Source organism: Qipengyuania pelagi (assembly GCF_009827295.1).
GTDB lineage: Bacteria > Pseudomonadota > Alphaproteobacteria > Sphingomonadales > Sphingomonadaceae > Qipengyuania > Qipengyuania pelagi.
The window spans coordinates 1,166,888-1,187,309 of sequence record NZ_WTYD01000001.1 but is presented as its reverse complement, the minus strand read 5'-3'; the positions used below and the strand labels follow the sequence as shown (position 1 = coordinate 1,187,309).

19 protein-coding genes are annotated in these 20,422 nt (G+C 64.7%); 15 read left to right on the top strand and 4 right to left on the bottom strand.

Features of this window, described 5'->3' with window-relative positions; all coding sequences use genetic code 11:
* The first annotated feature begins 32 nt into the window (after positions 1-32).
* The 6 genes from GRI47_RS05800 (at position 33) to GRI47_RS05775 (ending at position 6,302) form a co-directional block, all read left to right on the top strand.
* Positions 33-845: a 4-(cytidine 5'-diphospho)-2-C-methyl-D-erythritol kinase gene (locus tag GRI47_RS05800; protein WP_160660373.1), complete on the top strand. Its 813-nt coding sequence runs from the start codon at positions 33-35 to the stop codon at positions 843-845.
* 12 nt (positions 846-857) lie between these two features.
* On the top strand, positions 858-1,589 hold the full coding sequence (locus GRI47_RS05795) for an N-formylglutamate amidohydrolase (protein WP_160660372.1): 732 nt from the start codon (positions 858-860) through the stop codon (positions 1,587-1,589).
* A 113-nt stretch (positions 1,590-1,702) separates the two neighbouring features.
* Positions 1,703-3,421, top strand: coding sequence for a dihydroxy-acid dehydratase (gene ilvD / locus GRI47_RS05790; protein ID WP_419956995.1), 1,719 nt, complete (start codon positions 1,703-1,705; stop codon positions 3,419-3,421).
* Between the two features lie 139 nt (positions 3,422-3,560).
* Complete coding sequence (locus GRI47_RS14945; protein WP_237452624.1) at positions 3,561-3,731, top strand: hypothetical protein; 171 nt, start codon at positions 3,561-3,563, stop codon at positions 3,729-3,731.
* Positions 3,721-5,112 (top strand): NAD(P)H-hydrate dehydratase, encoded by a 1,392-nt coding sequence (locus tag GRI47_RS05780; RefSeq protein WP_160660370.1) that lies wholly within the window; start codon positions 3,721-3,723, stop codon positions 5,110-5,112. Before GRI47_RS14945 ends, GRI47_RS05780 begins: the two co-directional genes overlap by 11 nt.
* On the top strand, positions 5,109-6,302 hold the full coding sequence (locus GRI47_RS05775; RefSeq protein ID WP_337190649.1) for a class I SAM-dependent RNA methyltransferase: 1,194 nt from the start codon (positions 5,109-5,111) through the stop codon (positions 6,300-6,302). The genes GRI47_RS05780 and GRI47_RS05775 overlap by 4 nt, the downstream gene beginning before the upstream one ends.
* 69 nt (positions 6,303-6,371) lie before the next feature.
* Here GRI47_RS05775 and GRI47_RS05770 read toward each other — a convergent pair whose 3' ends face one another.
* From GRI47_RS05770 to GRI47_RS14940, 4 genes are read right to left on the bottom strand one after another with little or no spacing between them, the layout of a single operon-like run.
* On the bottom strand, positions 6,372-7,181 hold the full coding sequence (locus GRI47_RS05770; protein WP_160660369.1) for a hydrolase 1, exosortase A system-associated: 810 nt from the start codon (positions 7,179-7,181) through the stop codon (positions 6,372-6,374).
* Positions 7,178-7,855, bottom strand: a complete 678-nt coding sequence (locus tag GRI47_RS05765) for an alpha/beta hydrolase family protein (protein WP_160660368.1) — start codon at positions 7,853-7,855, stop codon at positions 7,178-7,180. Before GRI47_RS05765 ends, GRI47_RS05770 begins: the two co-directional genes overlap by 4 nt.
* An 11-nt stretch (positions 7,856-7,866) precedes the next feature.
* A complete protein-coding gene (locus GRI47_RS05760; protein ID WP_160660367.1) occupies positions 7,867-8,193 on the bottom strand; it encodes an acyl carrier protein in 327 nt (108 codons plus the stop codon).
* A gap of 34 nt (positions 8,194-8,227) precedes the next feature.
* Positions 8,228-9,340 carry a GNAT family N-acetyltransferase gene (locus GRI47_RS14940; protein ID WP_237452623.1) on the bottom strand — a complete coding sequence of 371 codons (1,113 nt, stop codon included), beginning with the start codon at positions 9,338-9,340 and terminating at the stop codon, positions 8,228-8,230.
* A 29-nt stretch (positions 9,341-9,369) separates the two neighbouring features.
* On the opposite strand from GRI47_RS14940, the gene GRI47_RS05750 reads away from it, so the two are divergent.
* The 9 genes from GRI47_RS05750 (at position 9,370) to GRI47_RS05710 (ending at position 20,417) form a co-directional block, all read left to right on the top strand.
* Positions 9,370-10,896, top strand: coding sequence for an acyl-CoA ligase (AMP-forming), exosortase A system-associated (locus tag GRI47_RS05750; RefSeq protein ID WP_160660366.1), 1,527 nt, complete (start codon positions 9,370-9,372; stop codon positions 10,894-10,896).
* Positions 10,893-12,131 (top strand): pyridoxal-dependent decarboxylase, exosortase A system-associated, encoded by a 1,239-nt coding sequence (locus GRI47_RS05745; protein ID WP_160660365.1) that lies wholly within the window; start codon positions 10,893-10,895, stop codon positions 12,129-12,131. Before GRI47_RS05750 ends, GRI47_RS05745 begins: the two co-directional genes overlap by 4 nt.
* A 173-nt stretch (positions 12,132-12,304) precedes the next feature.
* Positions 12,305-12,952: an XrtA/PEP-CTERM system exopolysaccharide export protein gene (locus tag GRI47_RS05740; RefSeq protein ID WP_160660364.1), complete on the top strand. Its 648-nt coding sequence runs from the start codon at positions 12,305-12,307 to the stop codon at positions 12,950-12,952.
* A 13-nt stretch (positions 12,953-12,965) separates the two neighbouring features.
* Positions 12,966-14,489, top strand: a complete 1,524-nt coding sequence (locus tag GRI47_RS05735; protein ID WP_160660363.1) for an XrtA system polysaccharide chain length determinant — start codon at positions 12,966-12,968, stop codon at positions 14,487-14,489.
* Between the two features lie 10 nt (positions 14,490-14,499).
* Positions 14,500-15,543, top strand: coding sequence for a P-loop NTPase (locus GRI47_RS05730; RefSeq protein ID WP_337190648.1), 1,044 nt, complete (start codon positions 14,500-14,502; stop codon positions 15,541-15,543).
* 4 nt (positions 15,544-15,547) lie between these two features.
* On the top strand, positions 15,548-17,227 hold the full coding sequence (locus GRI47_RS05725; RefSeq protein WP_160660362.1) for a porin family protein: 1,680 nt from the start codon (positions 15,548-15,550) through the stop codon (positions 17,225-17,227).
* 13 nt (positions 17,228-17,240) lie between these two features.
* Positions 17,241-18,440, top strand: coding sequence for an XrtA/PEP-CTERM system-associated ATPase (locus GRI47_RS05720; protein ID WP_160660361.1), 1,200 nt, complete (start codon positions 17,241-17,243; stop codon positions 18,438-18,440).
* Positions 18,441-18,456: 16 nt separating this feature from the next.
* Positions 18,457-19,344, top strand: coding sequence for an XrtA system polysaccharide deacetylase (locus tag GRI47_RS05715; protein WP_337190647.1), 888 nt, complete (start codon positions 18,457-18,459; stop codon positions 19,342-19,344).
* A complete protein-coding gene (locus GRI47_RS05710) occupies positions 19,341-20,417 on the top strand; it encodes a FemAB family XrtA/PEP-CTERM system-associated protein (protein WP_419956984.1) in 1,077 nt (358 codons plus the stop codon). Before GRI47_RS05715 ends, GRI47_RS05710 begins: the two co-directional genes overlap by 4 nt.
* The last annotated feature ends 5 nt before the right edge of the window (positions 20,418-20,422 follow it).

Below are 20,422 nucleotides of genomic sequence, written 5' to 3'. Positions count from 1 at the left end.
CGCTCCGGCTTCGGTTCGGGACGGATCCCTATATGAGCGAAACCGCCTTCGCCAAGATCAACCTCGCGCTGCACGTCCGCACGCGGCGCGAGGATGGCTATCACGAGCTGGAAACGCTGTTCGCTTTCGTCGAAGCGGGCGATGTCCTGACGGCACGGGCTTCGCCGAGGGACGAAGTGCGCGTCACCGGCGAGTTTGCCGGAGGTCTCGACAATCCCTTCGACAATCTCGTCTCGAAGGCGCTTTCAGCTCTGCCGCGTACTGATGGGCTGGCGATAACGCTTGAAAAGAACCTGCCCGTGGCTGCCGGGCTGGGCGGCGGATCGGCCGATGCAGGGGCGGTCTTCCGCATCGTGCGGAACCGCTATGGCCTGCCGCAGGACTGGACGGCGCGCGCCGCCAGGCTGGGGGCTGACGTTCCTGCCTGCGTCGAAAGCCGGACCTGTATCGGGCGCGGCACCGGCACCGAACTCGAGCCGCTGGTCGATGACAGTCTGGCGGAGGTCTTCTGCCTCCTCGTCAATCCGCGCGTCCCCCTGTCGACCGGACCGGTCTTCGCGAATTGGGACGGCACGGATCGCGGGCCGCTTCCGACAGGCACGGCGCGGGAGATCGCGCTCGCCGGTCGCAACGATCTCGAAGCGCCCGCAATCAGTCTGTGCCCCGCGATCGCAGGCGTCCTGGCTGCTCTGGCGGAGACCGACCCGCTCCTTCATCGCATGTCCGGGTCGGGCGCGACCTGCTTTGCGCTTTATGAAAGCGCGGAGGCATGCGAAGACGCCTCAGCGCAAGTCGCTGCCATTCATCCGGGGTGGTGGCGAATGCAAGGTGCCCTTCGATATTGAGATTTTGACGAGATGCTGATCGACGAAAAGCCCTATCGCCAGGTGGGCGAGGCCGGCCCTGCCGAACTGATGTGCGTTGCCGATCACGCATCGAATTTCGTGCCGGACGATATCGAACTCGGCATCGATCCCAAGCTGCTCGACGAGCATATCGCGGTCGATATCGGCGTCAACGGCGTGGCGGACCGGCTTGCGCGGCGGCACGGCATCCCCGCCCATATCGCAACCGTCAGTCGCCTCGTCTGCGATCTCCACCGCAAGGAGGATGAGCCGGCAGCGGTGCCGACGGAAAGCGACGGGCATCTGATCCCCGGCAATATCGGGGCGAATATCGGACGCCGGATGGCGCTCTACCATCGCCCGTATCACACCGCGCTCGGCGACATGATCGACAGAGTGCAGCCGAAACTGCTGCTGGCGGTGCACAGCTTCACGCCAGAACTCGCCACCAGTTCGCAGGAGCGGCCCTGGGAGATCGGATTGCTGTATAATCAGGACGATCGCGCGGCGCGCCACGCTATCCGGCTTTTCGGCGAACAGGGGCTGACGGTGGGTGACAATGAACCCTATTCGGGCAAGCAGCTGAATGCGACGATGGATCGCCACGCAGAGGCGCGCGGCATCCCCTATCTGACGCTGGAAATCCGTCAGGACCAGATTGCCACCGAGGCGGGGCAGGCGCGCTGGGCCACTTTGGTCGCGGATGTGGCGGGCCGGGTGCTGCTCGCGCTTGAGAGCGCCTAAGGAAAGCTAGGGGGCGAGGCTCTTGCCTTGCCGCGCTCTCCCGGCGAAAGCTCTCGAAGCGCGCCGATAGATCCCGGCGAATTCCCGATGACGGTCCGATGACGGAGAGTGACATGCCGCAATTCGACAAATCCCGGCTTCCCAGCCGCCACGTTTCGGTCGGCCCCGAGCGCGCACCGCATCGCTCCTATTATTACGCCATGGGCCTGAGCGAGGAAGAGATCGCCCGGCCTTTCGTCGGCGTGGTCAGCGCGGGCAATGACAGCGCGCCGTGCAACACGACGCTCGATGCGCAGGCCGATGTCTGCCGGCGCGGTGTCGAAGAAGGGGGCGGGATGCCACGCCGCTTCAACACCATCACCGTCACCGATGGTATCGCCATGGGCCATCAGGGAATGAAGAGCTCGCTGGTCAGCCGCGAGGTCATTGCGGACAGCGTCGAATTGTCGGTGCGCGGGCATTGCTACGATGCGCTGGTCGGATTTGCCGGCTGCGACAAATCGCTGCCGGGGATGATGATGGCGATGCTGCGGCTGAACGTGCCCAGCATTTTCGTCTATGGCGGCTCGATCCTTCCCGGCACTTATCGAGGGCAGGATGTCACCGTGGTCGACGTTTTCGAAGCAGTGGGCCAGCACGCTGCCGGGAATTGCCCGCTCAAGGATCTGACCGCGCTCGAAAAGGTGGCCTGCCCCGGTCATGGTGCCTGTGGCGGACAATTTACCGCCAACACCATGGCCTGTGTCGGGGAGGCCATCGGATTATCCCTCCCGAACAGCAACATGACTCCCGCTCCTTACAATTCGCGCGAAGAGATTGCCGTGGCGGCTGGGCGTCAGGTCATGGCTCTGATCGAGCGGAACCTGCGCCCGCGCGATATCTGCACGCGCGCAGCGTTCGAGAATGCCGCGCGCGTCGTCGCCGCCACTGGCGGGTCGACGAATGCGGCCCTCCACTTGCCCGCAATGGCGCATGAAGCGGGGATCGCTTTCGATCTTCACGATGTCGCAGAGATATTCAAATCAACGCCTTATATCGCAGACTTGAAGCCCGGTGGGAAGTATGTCGCCAAGGATATGCACGAGGCGGGCGGTGTCTACATGGCGATGAAGACGCTGCTGGATGGCGGCTTCATCGATCCCGAACCTCTTACCGTCACTGGCAAGACGTTGGGCGAAAATATCGAGGAAGTGACCTGGAACCCCGACCAGAAAGTGTTTTACGAGGTTTCCAATCCCATCACGCCTACGGGCGGCGTGGTCGGCCTCAAGGGATCGCTGGCGCCCGATGGCGCGATCGTGAAGGTCGCGGGTATGGCGCGGCTGCAATTCACCGGCCCGGCGCGCGTTTTCGAATGCGAGGAGGAGGCCTTTGCCGCCGTCGAGGCCCGCGATATCGCCGAAGGCAGCGTGATCGTGATCCGCTACGAAGGGCCGAAGGGCGGCCCCGGTATGCGGGAAATGCTCGCCACCACCGCTGCACTATATGGGCAGGGTATGGGCGAGAAGGTCGCGCTGATCACCGATGGGCGCTTCAGCGGGGCGACCCGCGGCTTCTGTATCGGCCATGTCGGCCCCGAGGCTGCGGAAGGCGGCCCGATCGCGCTTGTCGAGAACGGCGACACCATCGCGATCGACGCCGAAGCGGGGACGATTGACCTGGTCGTGGACAAGGCGGTGCTGGACGAACGCCGCTCGGCGTGGCAGCCGCGCGAGCATGACTATCAGTCCGGAGCCTTGTGGCGGTTCGCCCAGAATGTCGGTCCCGCCCATCAGGGCGCCGTTACCCATCCCGGAGCGGCGCGCGAAACGCACGTTTTCGCCGATATCTAGCGCGATTCTGCTGGCCGCCTGTTCGAGCGGGCCGGTCCAGGAACAGGCTGACGCGGGCGCGGTCCCCATCGAATGCGCGGTCGGACCGGGGAGCGAACTTGCACCGGATTGCCTCGTCGAAGCCAACGGGGAGGCTCTGGTGATCCGCCATCCCGACGGCAGTTTCCGCCGCCTGATCCGCGATGGCGACAGCCTGTCGTCGGCGGACGGAGCGGGCGAGCCGGTGATGGCGCGCGAAGGAGAAACGGTCGAGTTCACCGTGGATGGTGATCGTTATCGCTGGCGGGCGGGGCAGTTGGATGGCCGATAACGCCGTCTTGACCGTTGCCCAGATGCGCGCGGCGGAAGCGGCTGCGCTGCGCAATGGCGTCGAGGAATGGGAACTTATGCGCACCGCGGGTCGTGCGGCAGCCGCCTGGGTGGCGCGCATGGCAGCGGGACGATCGGTCGCGATCTTGTGCGGACCGGGCAATAATGGCGGCGACGGCTACGTTATCGCCGAGACGCTGCGTGCCTCCGGCCACGACGTGAAGGTCATCGCTCCGGTCGAACCCAAGGGGGCGGTGGCGGAGAAGGCGCGCGCCTGTTTCGCTGGTACACCCACTCGCGCGGGCCGGATCGACACGGCAGTCGTGGTGGATTGCCTGTTCGGATACGGACTGGACCGCAGGGTAGAAAGCCCGTTCGCCGATCTGCTCGAGGAACTCGGCCGCAGCGATGCTTTTCGGATCGCAGTCGATGTACCAAGCGCGATCGCGAGCGATAGCGGGGAGGTGCTGGGTCCTTTCGCCGATTACAATCTCACGCTGGCGCTGGGCGCCTGGAAGCGCGCGCATTTCATGATGCCCGCCATGGCGCGAATGGGTGAGAAACGTCTGGTGCCGATCGGCTTGGACATCGAGCCATCGAATTGCGTTCTGTCGAAACGACCGCATTTCGCACCACCGGAGCCCGACAGTCACAAATATCGCCGCGGTCTGCTGGCGATCGTGGCCGGGAAGATGCCGGGCGCGCCGCTCCTGTCAGCCAAGGCCGCCATGCGTTCCGGGGCCGGTTACGTGAAATTGCTGAGCGACCATTCGCATCCCGATGCGCCTGCGGAACTCGTCGTCGCAGATGATCCGCTCGATCGCGCGCTCGCTGACGAGCGGATCGATGCGATACTGATCGGACCGGGGCTGGGGCGGGACGAGGCAGCTTCGCAGCGTCTTTCCGAGGTGCTTGCAGCGGGGCGTCCGACCGTATTGGATGCCGATGCGCTTCACTTGCTGACGCCCGACCTTCTCGACACCCGTGGTAAAACTCCGCTGATCATGTCCCCGCATGAAGGCGAATTGTCCAGGCTTTGCAAGAGTTTCGGCATCGGGAGCGGAAATAAGCTCAATACAGCTTCATGTTTGGCGAAATCGAGCGGCGCATTCATCCTGGCCAAGGGACCGGACACCGTACTGGCTTCGCCCGAGGGCCAAACCATGGTCTTCCCGAGCGGGTCGAGCTGGCTCTCGACCGCAGGCACGGGCGACGTCCTTGCGGGCCTTGTGGCGAGCAGACTGGCGCATCATGGCGACGCCATGCAGGCAGCAGAGGAGGGGGTCTGGCTGCATCACGAGGCCGCGCGCCTCGCCGGGCCGGGCTTCACGGCAGGCGAACTTGCCGATGCGGTGCGAACTGCCATGGCGCAGCTTTCGTGACGGGATCGCCGATCATCCGCATCGCCGCCAAGGGCGACGGGGTCGCGGCCGATGGGCGACACGTGGCGGGCGGCGTGCCGGGCGATATGCTGTTGCCGGATGGATCGCTGGAGGCGGGGCCGAATCGCGTGGCGCCGCCCTGCCGTCATTTCGCACGCTGTGGCGGGTGTCAGCTGCAACAGGCTGATGAGGAAGCGCTTTCCCGCTTCGTTACCGATCGGGTGACGTCCGCTGCCGCCTCGCAAAAGATTGCTGTCGGCGAGTTGCTCGAGACACACCTGTCGCCCCCTCACAGCCGCAGGCGGGCGACGCTGCATGGGCTGAAGACCGCTGGAAAATTCGTACTCGGATTTCGCGAGGCGGGGTCTCACAGGATCGTCGATATCACGGAATGTCCGGTTCTGCGGGAGGAATTGTTCCATATTGTTGGTCTGTTGCGCGCGATACTTACAAAAATTTCGAACAAGGCGCCGGTCGATGTCGCATTGACGCTGACCGATCAGGGCGTCGATTGCACGCTGACTGGGATACATCTCGACGGGCTGGGGCCGACCGAGGCCTTGCTCGATTTCGCGCGCGAACACGCATTGGCGCGGCTTTCGCTCGATCAGGGGTATGGGGGTGAGACCCTGTGGGAGCCTGAGCCCGTCACGGTCACGGTCGGCGGGGTGGCCGTGGCCTTTCCCGAACAGGGTTTCCTCCAGCCGACCCAGGACGGCGAAGGGATCCTGGCGCGGGATGCGCGCGAATTTCTCGAAGGAGCGCAGACGATTGCGGATCTGTTCGCAGGTCTGGGCACATTCGCTTTTCACGTCGCGAACCCGGCCAAGGTCCTCGCAGTCGAAGCGGCGCGCGATGCGCATCTGGCGTGCAAGGCCGCCGCGAACGCATTGCGGCTGCCGGTCCACGCCATGCATCGCGACCTGTTCCGCAATCCGCTCCAGCCCGAGGAGATTTCACGCTTCGATGCTGTGCTGCTCGATCCGCCGCGAGCTGGCGCGCGCGAACAGGTGGCGACGATCGCTGCGAGCGAGATCACGCGTGTCGTCTATATCAGCTGCAATCCGGCAAGCTGGGCGCGCGATGCGAAGACGCTGGTGGAGGCCGGTTTCCGGCTCGAAAAGCTGCGACCGGTCGGCCAGTTCCGCTGGTCCACCCATGTCGAGCTGACCAGCCTCTTCGTGAGGTGAACAATATCTCGATAGAGATTTAGGTTTGATCGAAAAATCTCAGGATTTCAAAGATGAAAGCCAGGCCGATTAGTCGTGCAGGGCCTCAAGCAGGCGGGCTTCGAGCCATTGCCGGGCGTGTGGCTCGACATAGGCGTGGCCCGCATTCGGGCAGCGCGCGATCCTCGTATCGCTGGCATCCCAGTTCTCGATGAAGACCTGCGCGGTGCGATCGGCTTCGGCGAGGAGAATGCGGACCGGGCCCGAAAATCCGCCCAATCCATCGCGCAGATCACCAGCAAGCGTGCTCGGCGCGGGTTTCGGTCCCACCGCCCGCGCGATCCCGCGCAACAGCTTGCGGTAATCGACGCCGCCAGACAGCAACCGCGCAATCTCGCGCGGGTTCTTGAGTTTCGCGATGTAGCGCGCGCGGATCGCACTGGCGGGTGGCGTCGTATCGGCGCCAGCGTCGTCGCCTCCGTTGCTCGCATCCCCCGCTTCCTCGATCGTCCACGGGTTTGACAGGACCAGCGCACTGCAGCCTGCACCGCCCGCCAGCATCAGGGCGCTGGCCGCATCGCAATTGCCGAAGCCGACGATGCGCGAAACATGTGGCGCCGCTCCGCGAAAGGCGGCCAGAGCGGCGCGGATATCGGCCTCTTCCTCGCGAAACCCTCGGTTGACGCCCTCGCTGTCGCCCACTCCGCGCCGATCGAAGCGAAAGACCGGAAACCCCTGCTCGGCCAGCGACGCTGCCAGAGCGGCCTGCCCGGAAAAGGCACCGCTGCGGATTTCGTTGCCGCCCGAAACGAGCAGAAGGCCAGTCGTATTGCTGGCTTCGTCGATCGTGCCGGTAAGGCGGTCGCCTTCACACAGGAACGTCAGGTGCCGACGGGTCACGAGGCGAGCTCCATGGCGATGATCGCGGCGAGGGCATCGGCCTGATCGGCATCCTCGCTCGGCTCCGCGCGCAGCCAGAGCGGCGACCCGCCGAGCGTGGCTTGGTCGATGACGCGAAGGCGCGGATCTGCGGGCGCTTCGGCCTGTTCGAGTTCCGCAATCATCCTGGCGGATAAGTGCCACCCGGCCAGTTCCAAACCCTGCTCGCGACCGGTCTCAAGCAAGGTCTCGACCTTCTCCTCGCGCCCCGCTTCGCGCGAGGCGATGGTGCGCGCCCGGAGCAGTGCACGCAGGATCTGGCGGCCTTTCGCGGGAGCATAGAGGAAACCGGGTAGGTGATCGGGCGCGATCAGCGCACCGCCGCGAATGGCCAGAACATGCGTGGCTTCGAAATGGTGCGCCGCTTCGCCGATGGCGGCGCGCCAGTCGGTGAGCGATTGAGTCTCAAGCGGGGCAGGGCTTTCATTGCAGCCTGGAAGATCGGGCAGGACGCTGTCGATTCCAGCCCCATCGAGACGGCGCATCACCTCGACGATCTGTCGACGCAGCTTGTTGTGCTCGTCGAACAACGGCGGAAGGACCAGCAGACGCGATCGCCGTCCCTTCTCGAAGGACAGCACAAGTTCCTGGCTTCGCCCGTGATCGCCCAGGGGCGCGTTCCAGCTTGCGTACACGCCGTGTCCGCTCAGCCCTGGACTGCCTTGGCCTCGGCAAAGGCGAGGAGGCCGCCATAGGTTTCGAGCATTTCGCCGTCGATGTCGTCGTCCTCGATCACGATATCGAGGCGATCCTCCATCTCGGTGAGGAGGCCAGCCACGGCCATGGAATCGAGTTCCGGCAAATGGCCGAACAGGCCTGTTTCCGCATCGAAACGCTCCACCCGCTCCTGATCGAGGCCGAGCACATCGCACAGGATGGCGCGCAACGTCTTGTCGACTTCGCCGCGGCTCGGCCCGGTGGCATCGGTTTCGATGGCGTCGGTCGGGACGGCTTCGGTCCGGCTTGCGGTCATGATGTGAGTATCCCCTGCATTTGCGGATGGGCGCTTACCCGCGCCTCGGACGCGAGGCAAGCGGGCGCACTTTTCCGCCGGTCAGCACGTCGACCCCCTTCGCGACAACTTTGGCAGCCAGCAAGGCGGCCCCGCGCGGCTGTCGCCAGTCGATGCAGGTGAGGGCGTAGCGCGGTCGTTCCTTGTCCATCCAGTCGCGCTTGTAGCCATCGCTGCCGGTTCCGAAATCGATCAGCTCGACCCGATCGCGATCGATGACATATTCGAAGAGGGCCGCGCTGAGTGTGGTTCCGGCTGACAGGTGCCGGTGCTCGGCATCATAGGCCAGCTTGTGGATGTAGGCTGTGCCGCCTTCCACGGTCCAGAACTGCGCGGCGACCGGCTCGCCATCATGGCGCGCGACACCCATCCGCAGGCGGCCCGCCTCTCCCTCGGCGCGTGCAAAGGCTTCGAGCAAGGCGTAATCCGGTTCATCGCCCTTCCAGCTGCGGCCGTAGATCGCGCGATAGGCATCCCAGTCGTCGGATCGAAATTCGGTGGCGATCGAGACGCTGACCTTCTTCGCCTTGCGCTTGAGGGTCGTGCGCATCTGGCCCGGCCGACCGGCCCAATATTCGGCGAAGCTGCGGCCTCTTACCTCGAGGACGTGATTGGTATCGCAGACCGAGCGATGCGCGATCCATCCGGCCTTGCGAAAGGCGCGGGTGAGGCGCACGGCGCTATCGTCTTCGCTCCCATCCTCGCCGGGCAGGCATTCGAACGCGACGCGGTAGGCTTGGGATTTCAGATCGCGCGCGATCGCGGTGAGAAGAGCGTCGCCCAAGGCGCCTTCGGGTGCAAGCGGTCTCCAGGTGAAGGCGAAGGGGTGGTGCAGGCTTTCGCGGGCGTTTGCCCGCCGCGCCAGGGGCAGAGCCGCCACGCCGTACTCCGCTTCGGCCAGCGCGAACAGCGGCTCCCCACTGGTTTCCTTAAGGCCGTGTTGATCGAGAAGGCGATACCAAGACAGGCGATCGAACGGCCCGGTCGCGAACCGGTCGAGCGCCTGGCCATGGGATGCTTGCAGTTTGCTAACACTCTCGTGATAGCTGACACGAGCATGGGGCGCCGCCGAGGCGGTTTCCTCCCATGACGCCACCGAAGAATGCATTGCCGTCAAACCGTCCTCCAGGAGCACTCATGCCGATCGCGCCAGACCCGGTCCCATTTCCGCTCGACCATCTGGTCGTCCGCGGCAAGGATGAAGCAACGGCGCTCATACTGCGTGACCGGCGGTTTAGCTATCGAGAGTTAAGAGCGCGTGTAGCTTTGCTGGCCGCCTGGCTCGCGGCCGAGCTTCCCGAGGGTGCTCGCGTGGCGAGCTGGGCGGCGAAGGGCGAGACGACCTGCCTGCTCCCTCTTGCCGCAGCACGCGCAGGACTGGTTCACGTCCCGATCAATCCGCTGCTGAAGCGCGCCCAGGTCTCCCACATCCTCGCCGATAGCGGCGCCGAGATGCTGATCGGAACCCGTGCGCGGCTCGGTACGCTGGAGCCGGGCGACGCGCCTGCCGCCTGTCGGCTTTTGGACGAGGAGGAATGCTGGCACGAGGCCGAAGCGTGCGGTGGCGATCTCGGCCCGTCTTCGCGTGATCCCGACGAATTGGCGGCGATCCTCTATACCAGCGGCTCGACCGGCAAGCCCAAGGGCGTGATGCTGAGCCATGCGAATATGTGGCTGGGCGCGGTCAGCGTGGCGCATTATCTCGGGATGGAAGCCGATGACGTCACGCTCGCGGTCTTGCCATTGAGTTTCGATTACGGCCAGAACCAATTGTTTTGTACATGGATCGTCGGTGGCGCAGTGGTGCCGCTTGACTACCTTTTCCCCCGAGATGTCGCCAAGGCCTGCGCGAAGCATGGGGTCACGACGCTGGCCGCCGTGCCGCCTTTATGGGTACAATTGACTGAGGTCGAATGGCCGGACGGTTCGGCAAAGACCTTGCGGCGCTTGACCAATAGCGGCGGGGCCCTGACACGCGAACTGGTCGCCGATCTGCGCGCTCGCTTCCCTCAAGCGAGACTGTTCCCGATGTACGGGCTGACGGAGGCGTTTCGATCAACCTATCTCGATCCCGATCTGGTCGACAGCCATCCGACCTCCATGGGCACGGCAATCCCCTTCGCCGAAATCCTGGTCGTGACGGACGAGGGCGGTCTGGCCGCGCCGGGCGAGGAGGGCGAACTGGTTCATTGCGGCCCGCTGGTGGCGCAAGGATACTGGCAGGACGAACAGCGCACTGCCGAACGCTTCAAGCCTGCGCCCAGGGATAGCGAATATGGCGGCATGGCAGTCTATTCCGGCGATCGGGTCCGCCGTGACGCGGGAGGGTTGCTGTATTTCGTCGGGCGGCGCGACGCGATGATCAAGAGCGCGGGCAATCGCATCAGTCCGCAGGAGCTGGAAGACGCCGCGCGTGCGACCGATCTCGTCAGCGAAGCGGTTGCGCTGGGCGTGCCGGACGAGCGGCTGGGTCAGGCGGTCCATCTGGTGGTGCGCGGCGATCCAGCGCGCGATGCGGACCTCAAGGCCGCGCTGGCCAAGGAGCTTCCGAATTTCATGCAGCCGCAAGCCATCCACTGGCGCGAGACGTTGCCGGTGAACCCGAATGGAAAGCTCGATAGAACTTTAATTTCGCAACAGATAATGGCGGAGATCCGCGCATGAGCGACACCGGAAAACCGGTCGGACCGATCCCGACGGGATATGAAACGCGCGATGGCGAACTCGCCGTCGACGGCCAGACGACCTCGCAACTGGTCGAGCGCGCGGGCCGCACCCCGCTCTTCGTCTATTCCAGCGCGATGATGTCGCGCCGCGTCGCCGATCTGCGCGCGGCCATGCCCGAGCGACTGAAGATCAATTACGCGATCAAGGCCAACAGCTTCGCGCCGGTGCTCAAGCACATGGCGGGTCTGGTCGACGGGCTGGACATCGCATCGGGCGGCGAGCTCGACATGGTGCGTGCCGCGGGAATCGATTGCGCGCGAGTCAGCTTCGCAGGACCGGGCAAGCGCGACAGCGAATTGGGAAACGCCATCCGGCATGGGGCCACTCTCAACCTCGAAAGCGAAGGCGAGGCCGAACGCGCGCTTGCCATCGCAGAGCAGCTCGGAACGACGCCCCGGCTCGCGATCAGGGTCAATCCCGATTTCGAATTAAAGGGGTCGGGAATGAAGATGGGGGGCGGTGCCAAGCCGTTCGGGGTGGATGCGGAGCGCGTGCCCGCTCTTGCGCGTCGGATCGTCGATGCGGGGGCCGAATGGCGGGGTCTGCATATATTCACCGGCAGCCAGGCGCTCGATGCCGACGCCGTAATCGATGCGCAGGCCAACGTCCTCGATCTGGCACAGCGTATCGTTGAAAAGGCTGGGGTTTCCCTGCCGAAGCTGAATATGGGTGGAGGTTTAGGTATCCCCTATTTCCCTGGCGATACCCCGATCGATGCGCAGCGGATCGGCGCGGCGCTGGACGAGCGATTCGCCGCCCGATCGGATACGATGGCGGACACCGATTTTTTCATCGAGCTGGGCCGCTATCTGGTGGGCGAGGCGGGCGTCTATCTGACCCGGATCGTCGATCGGAAGATCAGCCACGGCGAAACCTATCTGATCACCGACGGGGGCCTGCACCACCAGCTCGCCGCATCGGGGAACTTCGGCACGGTCGTCAGGCGCAATTACCCGGTCGCCATCGCCACGCGGTTCGACGAGGAGAAGGCCGAAATCGCCAATGTCGTCGGTTGTCTGTGCACGCCGCTCGACCGGCTGGCCGACAAGGCGCATCTTCCCCCTGCGGAGGTCGGGGACATCGTCGCGGTGTTCTGCGCGGGAGCCTACGGCGCAAGCGCGTCGCCGAGCGCGTTTCTGGGACAGGGTCCGGCAGCCGAAATCATGGTATGAGTGCCCGTCCCGATGTGGGACGGCAGCTGTGCAGAGGCTGCAATTGTGCGCGCTCCGGGCTGTGGATAACCGTATGTTCACCTTTCTGCTGCATTAAGGACGGTGAAATCCGGGGGAAAATGCCGTGCGTTTGCGCTGGCCGATCTCCCATACTGACGTCAGGAATTTCCTTTATGCGTTTCAATCGCTTGTCCGCCGTGATCGCGACATGCTGTGCGGCGATGCTGAGCTTGTCCGGCTGCGCTTCGTCCAGCGCCAGCGGCGAGCTTCCGCCCGCTACCTTCGTCGCTCTGCAGGAAGGGCCGGGCGAGGATTACGTGATCGGCCCGCTCGACAATCTGACGATCCATGTCTGGCGCAATCCCGAACTGGGCGCGGAAAAGATTCAGGTCCGCCCCGACGGGCGCATCACCATTCCGCTGGTCAAGGATATGCCCGCCGTGGGCAAGACGCCGTCCATGCTGGAAGAGGATATCCGCCTCCAGCTGAGCCAGTATATCGAGGATCCGCTGGTCAGCGTGATCGTCAACGAATTTGCGGGCACGTTCAGCCAGCAGGTCCGCATCGTCGGCGCGACGGAAAAGCCCGCTTCGCTGCCCTATCGCGCGAATATGACCGTGCTCGACGCGATGATCGCGGTCGGCGGCCTCAACGAATATGCCGCAGGTAACCGCGCCAAGCTGATCCGCTTCGACAAGCAGTCCGGCCGCCAGCGCGAATACGAACTGCGCCTGACCGACCTACTACGGCGCGGCGACAGCGACGCGAACGTCATGCTCAATCCGGGCGATGTGATCATCATCCCTGAATCGGTCTTCTGAGGACTCTCCCGCGATGAACGAAGTCTTCGAGGAATTGCGCGCAGCGCTTCACCAGGTGTGGAACCGCCGCTGGCTGGCGCTCGCGGTGGCCTGGGGCGTCTGCGTCCTCGGCTGGTTCGTGGTCGCCATGATCCCCAACAGCTATATGAGCCAGGCGCGCCTCTACGTGCAGCTGGACGATGTCTTGTCCGAACAGCTCGATATTTCGGGCGACGGCAAGCAGGAGATGACCCGGGTGCGCCAGACACTGGCGAGCAGGGTCAACCTCGAAAAGGTGATCCGCGGCACGCGCCTTGGCGAAGACATCGCGACCGATAGCGAGATGCAGGGCGCGATCGACGGTCTGACCAAGGCGGTCACCGTCAAGAGCGAGCAGGAAAACCTGTTCGAGATCGCCGCCACCATCGGCAAGGGCGATCTGAGCGATGCCGAGAACGCCAAGCTTTCGCAGGAAGTCGTCCAGAGCCTGATCGACATCTTCCGCGAGGACAATATCGCGGGCAATCGCGGCGAAGTCGCCGATACGATCGTCTTCCTCGATCAGCAGCTCGAAGACCGCAAGGCCGAGCTGGAGGCCGCCGAGCAGCGCCGCCTCGCCTTCGAATCGCAATATCCCGAACTGATCGGGGGCACCGGGTCGGTCGGCAACCGCTTGCAGACCTTGCAGACCGAGATGCGAGGCGTCGATGCCGACATCGCCGCTGCGCAGTCCGCGCTGGCCGGGATCAGCGGGCAGCTTTCGGGCACGCCGCGCACCATCACCATGCCTGGCATGGGCGGTGGCGGGGCGAGCGGGGCGCTGGCGCAAGCCGAAGCGCAGCTCGCCGGAATGCGCTCGCGCGGGTTGACCGACAGCCATCCCGACATCCAGGCGACCGAACGCCAGATCCAGCTGCTGCGGCGCCAGGCGGCGCGCGAGGGCGACGGATCGATGGGCGCGCCCAATCCGGCCTATTCCTCTCTCGTCGCCATTCGCGTCGAGCGTCAGGCCAATCTCCAGGCGCTTCAGGCCCGCAAGGCCGCGCTCCAGTCGGATATTTCCTCGCTGATCGCTGCGCAGGCGCAAGAGCCTGAGGTCGCCGCGGAAGCCAATCGCATCAGCCGCGATTACGAAGTGCTGAAGTCGAAATATGACGAGCTTCTGAAGGATCGCGAGGAGATGCGCCTGCGCGGCCAGGTCCAGACCGAGCGGAGTTCGCTGCAATTCCAGGTGGTCGATCCGCCTGCCGTTCCGCGCAATCCCGCGGCGCCCAATCGGCCGATCCTGCTGCTGGGTGTCCTTTTCGCAGGTCTTGCCGCAGGGGCCGGAACCGCCTTCGTGATCGGGCAATTGCAGGCGAGCTTCACCACGGCGGACAAGCTCGAGCGTGTTCTCGATCTCCCTGTCGTCGGCACCATTTCACGCTCGATGACCGATATCCGCCGCGCGCAGGAGCGCAAGCAGTTCAAGCAATTCGCTGGTGGTCTCGCCGGTCTGTTCGGGGTCTGCGTGATCCTGCTGGCCGTCGAATTCATCCAGGTCGGATCGGTGGCGTGAGGAGCGCGTGGTGAACAAGCCTACCAAGATTACGCCGCCGGACGGGCACGAGGACCAGCAGGATCGCAAGCCCGCAAAGGGCGAGCGTGCCTCGCTGCTGGAAAGGGCGGGCGGGGCCTTCGGGTTCGACCGGCTGATGCCGGCCCGCGTGCCCGCCAAGCTGCCCGAGGGGAAATCGGTCAGGATGCCGAAGCCCCCACGGAGCGTGACCCCTTCGGCGCCTGCTGCCGAGGTGGCGGCGCCAGCTCCTGCCAATCCGGCCGTTCAGGCGGCGCCGGTAATCGTTCCGGCCAAGCCGATCGACGATGACGTCCCCGCCGCTCGCCTGCCGCGCGATGCCAAGACGATCGACCGCGAAAACCTGCGCAAGCAGGGCTTCGTCAATCCCGACGCCGGCGCCAGCGCCCTGCGCGAGGAATTCCGCATCGTGAAGCGGCAGGTTCTCGCCACCGCCCATGCCGATGGCTCCCCCCTGTCGCGCCGGGTCCTGATCTGTTCGCCTCATACGGGTGAGGGCAAGACCTTCTGCGCCGTCAATCTCGCCCTTTCGATGGCGAGCGAGCGCGATATCGAGGTCGTGCTGATCGATGCCGATTTCGCCAAGCCCTCGATCGCATCGACCTTCGGTATCGAAACCGGTCAGGGGTTCATGAACGCCCTGAAGGACGAGACGATCCGTCCCGAGGAGCTTGTCGTGGCGACGGATGTCGCGGGCCTGTTCCTGATGCCTGCGGGCGAGCGGACCGGATCGGATGCGGAATATCTCGCCAGCGACCGAACGGCCAAGGTGCTCGACCGGCTGACGCGCGGCGCGAAGAACCGGATACTGATCTTCGACAGCCCGCCGGCCTTGGCCGCATCGCCAGCCGCGGAATTGGCAAAGCATGTCGGCCAGGCCTTATTGGTCGCGCGCGCCGATACGACTGCCCGTGCCGCGCTGGAAGACGCCGTCGATCTGCTTTCCGCCTGTCCCGACATTCGCCTGATCCTGAACGATGCGACATTCAGCCCGAGCGGACGCAAGTTCGGCTCCTATTACGGGTATGGGGAGTAAACCCATGACTTTACGCACGATATCGGCGCTGCTTGCCGGTGCGGCTCTGATGAGCGGACTGCCCGCTTTCGCCCAATCCTATCAGGGGCGGGACAGCGGTGATTCGGCCTCAAGCGGCGCGCAGGAAGAGGGCGGGGAAGCTGGAACGCGCAGCGGCGGGCGCCGCCTGGCGGTCCAGCCCTATATCGAAGCCTCGCAGATTCTGACCGCCCAGCTTTCGCCCGGTGACGATGTCGTCACTTATACGCAGCTCGCCGCAGGGGTCGATGCCTCGATCAATGGTCGTCGCAGCGCGGGCACGGTGTCCCTGCGCTACGAGCGCAATTTCGGCTGGGGCAATGCGTCGGACAGCGATACCATAACCGGCATCGCACGCAGCTCGTTCGAAGTCGTCCCGCGCACGGTGACATTGGAGGCAGGCGCGCTTGCCGCGCGGACTTCGGTCGATGGTAGCGGCGCCAATGTCTTTACCGGCCAGAACAACGCTGATTTCACCACCCAGACCTATTCGGCCTATGCCGGACCGCGCGTGCAGACCCGCGTCGACGATGTCGAGGTCACCGGCCAGTATCTGATCGGATATACGTGGGTGGAATCGCCCGATGTCGTCACCGCGAACGGCAATGCGGTGGATGTTTTCGACGAAAGCGTATCGCAACAGGCACAGGCCCGCGCGGGCTTCGCGCCCGGCACCTATCTGCCAATCGGCGTTGGCGTCGGCGCGGGCTATTTCCGCGAGGATATCGATACGCTCGACCAGCGGGTGATCGACGCCAATGTGCGGGCCGATGTGACCGTGCCGATCACGCCGACCTTCGCAGTCGTGGGTGGGGTCGGATACGAGGATGTCGAGGTCTCCAGCCGCGATGCCGTGCGCGATGCGAACGGGGTTCCGATCCTGGGTCCGGGCGGGCGGGTCGTCACCGACGAAGCCAGCCCGCGCGTCATCGCCTTCGAATCGACCGGCCTGATCTGGGACGTCGGCGTGATGTGGCGACCGAGCCGCCGGACCTCGCTCCAGGCCGGATACGGGCGTCGTTACGACAGCGATACGTTCTATGGCAGCTTCAGCTTCGCCCCCAATCCCAACACCAATCTTTCGATCGGCGCGTTCGACGGCATTCGCGGATTCGGCGGACGCCTGACCAATTCGCTGGCCTCGCTCCCCACCGATTTCGACGTGGTGCGCGATCCGATCACCGGCGCGGTCGTCGGCTGCGTCAACGCGGTTACGGGAGGCAGCTGCCTCGACGGGCTGCTCGGCTCGATCCGCTCTTCCGTGTTCCGTTCGCGCGGCGTTGCGGGCAATTTCTCCCGCCGCGTCGGCCGCTATACGGCGGCGATCAGCGCAGGCTATGAACAGCGCGAATTCATCGGTGCACCGGGAACCGTGCTCGCCGCCGCCAATGGCGTGACGGACGAGAACTATTATGTCGCCGGCACGGTCGGTGGCGAGATCGGACGCCGCGGCACCTTCACCGTCGCGACCTACGCCAACTGGTTCGAAGGCGGCTTCGGCGCGAACGATCTGTTCGGCCTCGGCTCGTCGGCGTCCTATTCGCACGCCTTCACCCAGAGCCTGTCGGGCCGGGCGGCGGTGGCCGTCAATTATCTCGACAGCGACTTCACGACCGAAGATCTCAAAACCGCGTCCGCCCTGGTCGGCTTGCGCTACGGTTTCTGATAGGACCTCTCTTATGTACGAACAGTTCTACGGCTTTTCAGAGCGGCCCTTCCAGCTCACGCCCGACCCGGCCTATTTCTTCGAGAGCGTCACGCACAAGAAGGCGCTGTCCTATCTGGGTTACGGCCTGAACCAGGGCGAAGGCTTCGTGGTCATCACCGGCGAGGTCGGCTCGGGCAAATCGACGCTGGTCGCGCATCTCAAGGAGAAGCTCGACGACCGGATGAGCGTGGGCGAGGTCGTCACCAGCGCGCTTGATGGCGAGGAGATGATCCATGTCGCCGCGCGCAGTTTCGGCCTCGATGTCGAAGGGCGTGACAAGGCGGCAGCACTCGCCGCGATCGAGCATTTCCTCCACGAGGAAGCGCGCAACGGCAAACGCTGCCTGCTGATCGTCGACGAATCGCAGAACCTCTCGATCGGCGCGCTCGAGGAATTGCGGATGCTGTCGAACTTCCAGCTCGGCGCGCATCCGCTCTTGCAGACGCTTCTGCTCGGCCAGCCTGAATTCAAGCGGTTGCTGGCCAGCTCCGACGAGCTCGAACAATTGCGCCAGCGCGTGATCGCGGCGCATCACCTCGAAGCGATGCAACCGGGCGAGATCGAGCCCTATGTCCATCATCGCCTGAAGCATGTCGGCTGGGATGGGGAGCCGGATTTCGAGCGTGGCCTGTTCACGCGGATACACAAGGCGACGGGCGGTATTCCGCGCAAGATCAACCAGGTCATGACCCGGCTGCTGCTGCTCGGCGCGGTCGAGGAGCAGTCGACCATCGACCTCGCCATGCTGGACGCCGTGATCGAGGAGATGACCGGCGATTCTTCGGCCGACGAGGCGGTCGTGGACGATCGCGTGCGGCCCGATCCGAACAAGAAGGCAGCGCAGGCCGTCGCCGATGCGAAGCGCGAGGAGCAGGACCGCGCCCGCGCTTCGCAGCCAGAAAGCGGTGGCGGGCAAGGCCTCGCCGAAGCGCAGATCGCCGCGATCGAGGCGGCTTTCGGCGGCCACGAGAACCAGATCGCGAAATTGCGCCGCGAGGTTTCGGAATTGCAGCAGGCGGGCGCATCGTCGAGCGAGACTGTTTCGGATGCGATCGAGAACCGTCTGGCGGAAATGGAAGCGCGCCTGTCCGAACAGGAAGCGTCGATCCGCCATGTTCTTTCGCTGCTGATCGAGCATTTCGAGGCCGACGGCCGTCGCGCTGCCGCCTGAGGCGAGGACGTTAGGCGTGGAACAGCGCACGATATCATCCTCCCGGATCCTCAACGGCCTGTCGGTCGATGTTGAGGACTGGTTTCAGGTCGGCGCGTTCGAGAACACGATCGATCGCGCGGATTGGGATGGTATGGCGCTGCGCGTTGCGGACAATGTCGGCTTCGTGCTCGACCTGTTCGATGCCTGCGAGGTCAAGGCGACCTTCTTCACTTTGGGCTGGGTGGCGGAGCGCGAACCGGGCGCTATCCGGGCTATCGTCGAGCGTGGGCACGAACTGGCCAGCCACGGCTACGATCACGCGCGGGTCTTCACCATGACACGCGAGCAATTCGCCGCCGATCTCGCGAAGACCCGTGCCATCCTCGAAGACGCGGGCGGCGCGCCGATCAGCGGCTATCGTGCCCCGAGTTTCTCCATCGATGCGCGCACACCGTGGGCGCACGAGGTTTTGGCTGAGCAGGGCTATCGCTACAGCTCCAGCGTCGCGCCGATCGTGCACGATCATTACGGCTGGCGCGAGGCGCCGCGCTTTGCCTTCCGCCCGGTGGACGGGAGCGAGCTTGTCGAAATTCCGGTGACCACCGCCCAGATCGGGGAGCGGCGTCTGGCGGCGGGCGGAGGCGGCTTCTTCCGCGTGCTCCCCTATGCGTTCTCGAACTGGGCGATCCAACGCGTGAACCAGCGCGACGAGCGCCCGGCCATCTTCTATTTCCACCCTTGGGAAATCGATCCCGAACAACCACGGGTCGAAGGCGCGCCGCTGCGATCGCGCGTGCGCCATTACACCAACCTGTCGAAAATGGCGGGCAAGCTCCGGAAACTCGCTGGCGATTTCAGCTGGGGCCGGATGGACGAAATCGCTCGGATAGAAGCGCAGCGCTGCGTTCCCTTCGGATCGTGAACGCGCCGACGCGCCTCGTCATGCCGAACATCTCGCTCGTTCGACTGGACGATCCGGGCGAGGCCGCACGGATCGAACGCTTCGTTGGCGAGAATGGCGGATCGGTGTTTCATCGACCGTTGTGGCTACGCGCGATCGAGCGGGGAACCGGCCAACAAGCCACGGGACTCGCGCTGGAGCGAGCAGGGCGCCTCGCTGCATGGCTGCCGCTGACGCTGGTGCATTCTCCCCTTTTCGGGCGCGCGCTGGTGTCGAGCGGGTTCGGAGTGGGCGGCGGGGTGCTGGCCGGACGGCGTCAGGACGGCGAAACACTGTGTCGGGCAGCCGAGGAACTGGCGCTTCGCACCAATGTCAGCTCGATCGAACTGCGCGGCGGGGATGCTCCCGAGGATTGGGAACAAACGTCCACGAGCCATTGCAATTTCATCGGTGAACTGGCGACAAGCGACGAGGCGCAATTGCTCGCCATCCCGCGCAAGGCGCGCGCCGAGGTGCGCAAGGGGTTGAATGGCGATTTCTCGATCGCTGTCGGAGCGGATGAAGACGAACGCGCGGCGCATTACGCCGTCTATGCCGAAAGCGTCCACAATCTTGGCACTCCGGTGTTTCCGCGCAGCCTGTTCGATGCCGTGCTGGATTCGTTCGCAGCGGATGCCGACATCCTGACTGTGCGCCATCAGGGAAAGCCGGTGGCGAGCGTTCTGTCGCTCTATCATGACGATGGAAAGGGGCTTGCCGTCATGCCCTTTTGGGGTGGAGGCACCTTTGCGGCACGCGGTCTGCGCGCCAATGAGCGGATGTATTACGAACTGATGCTGCACGCTCGCAAACGCGGCTGCACGCGTTTCGATTTCGGACGGTCCAAGACCGGAAGCGGCCCGTATCACTTCAAGAAAAACTGGGGGTTCGAACCGGAACCTCTCACCTATTCGAGCTGGAGCGCGCCCGGAGTGGCGGCGCGCAATATCGATCCCACGGATGCGAGCTATGCGCGCAAGATCGAATTGTGGAAGCGCCTGCCCCTGTCCCTAGCCAACGCGATCGGTCCTCATATCGCGCGCGGACTCGGTTGAGCGAC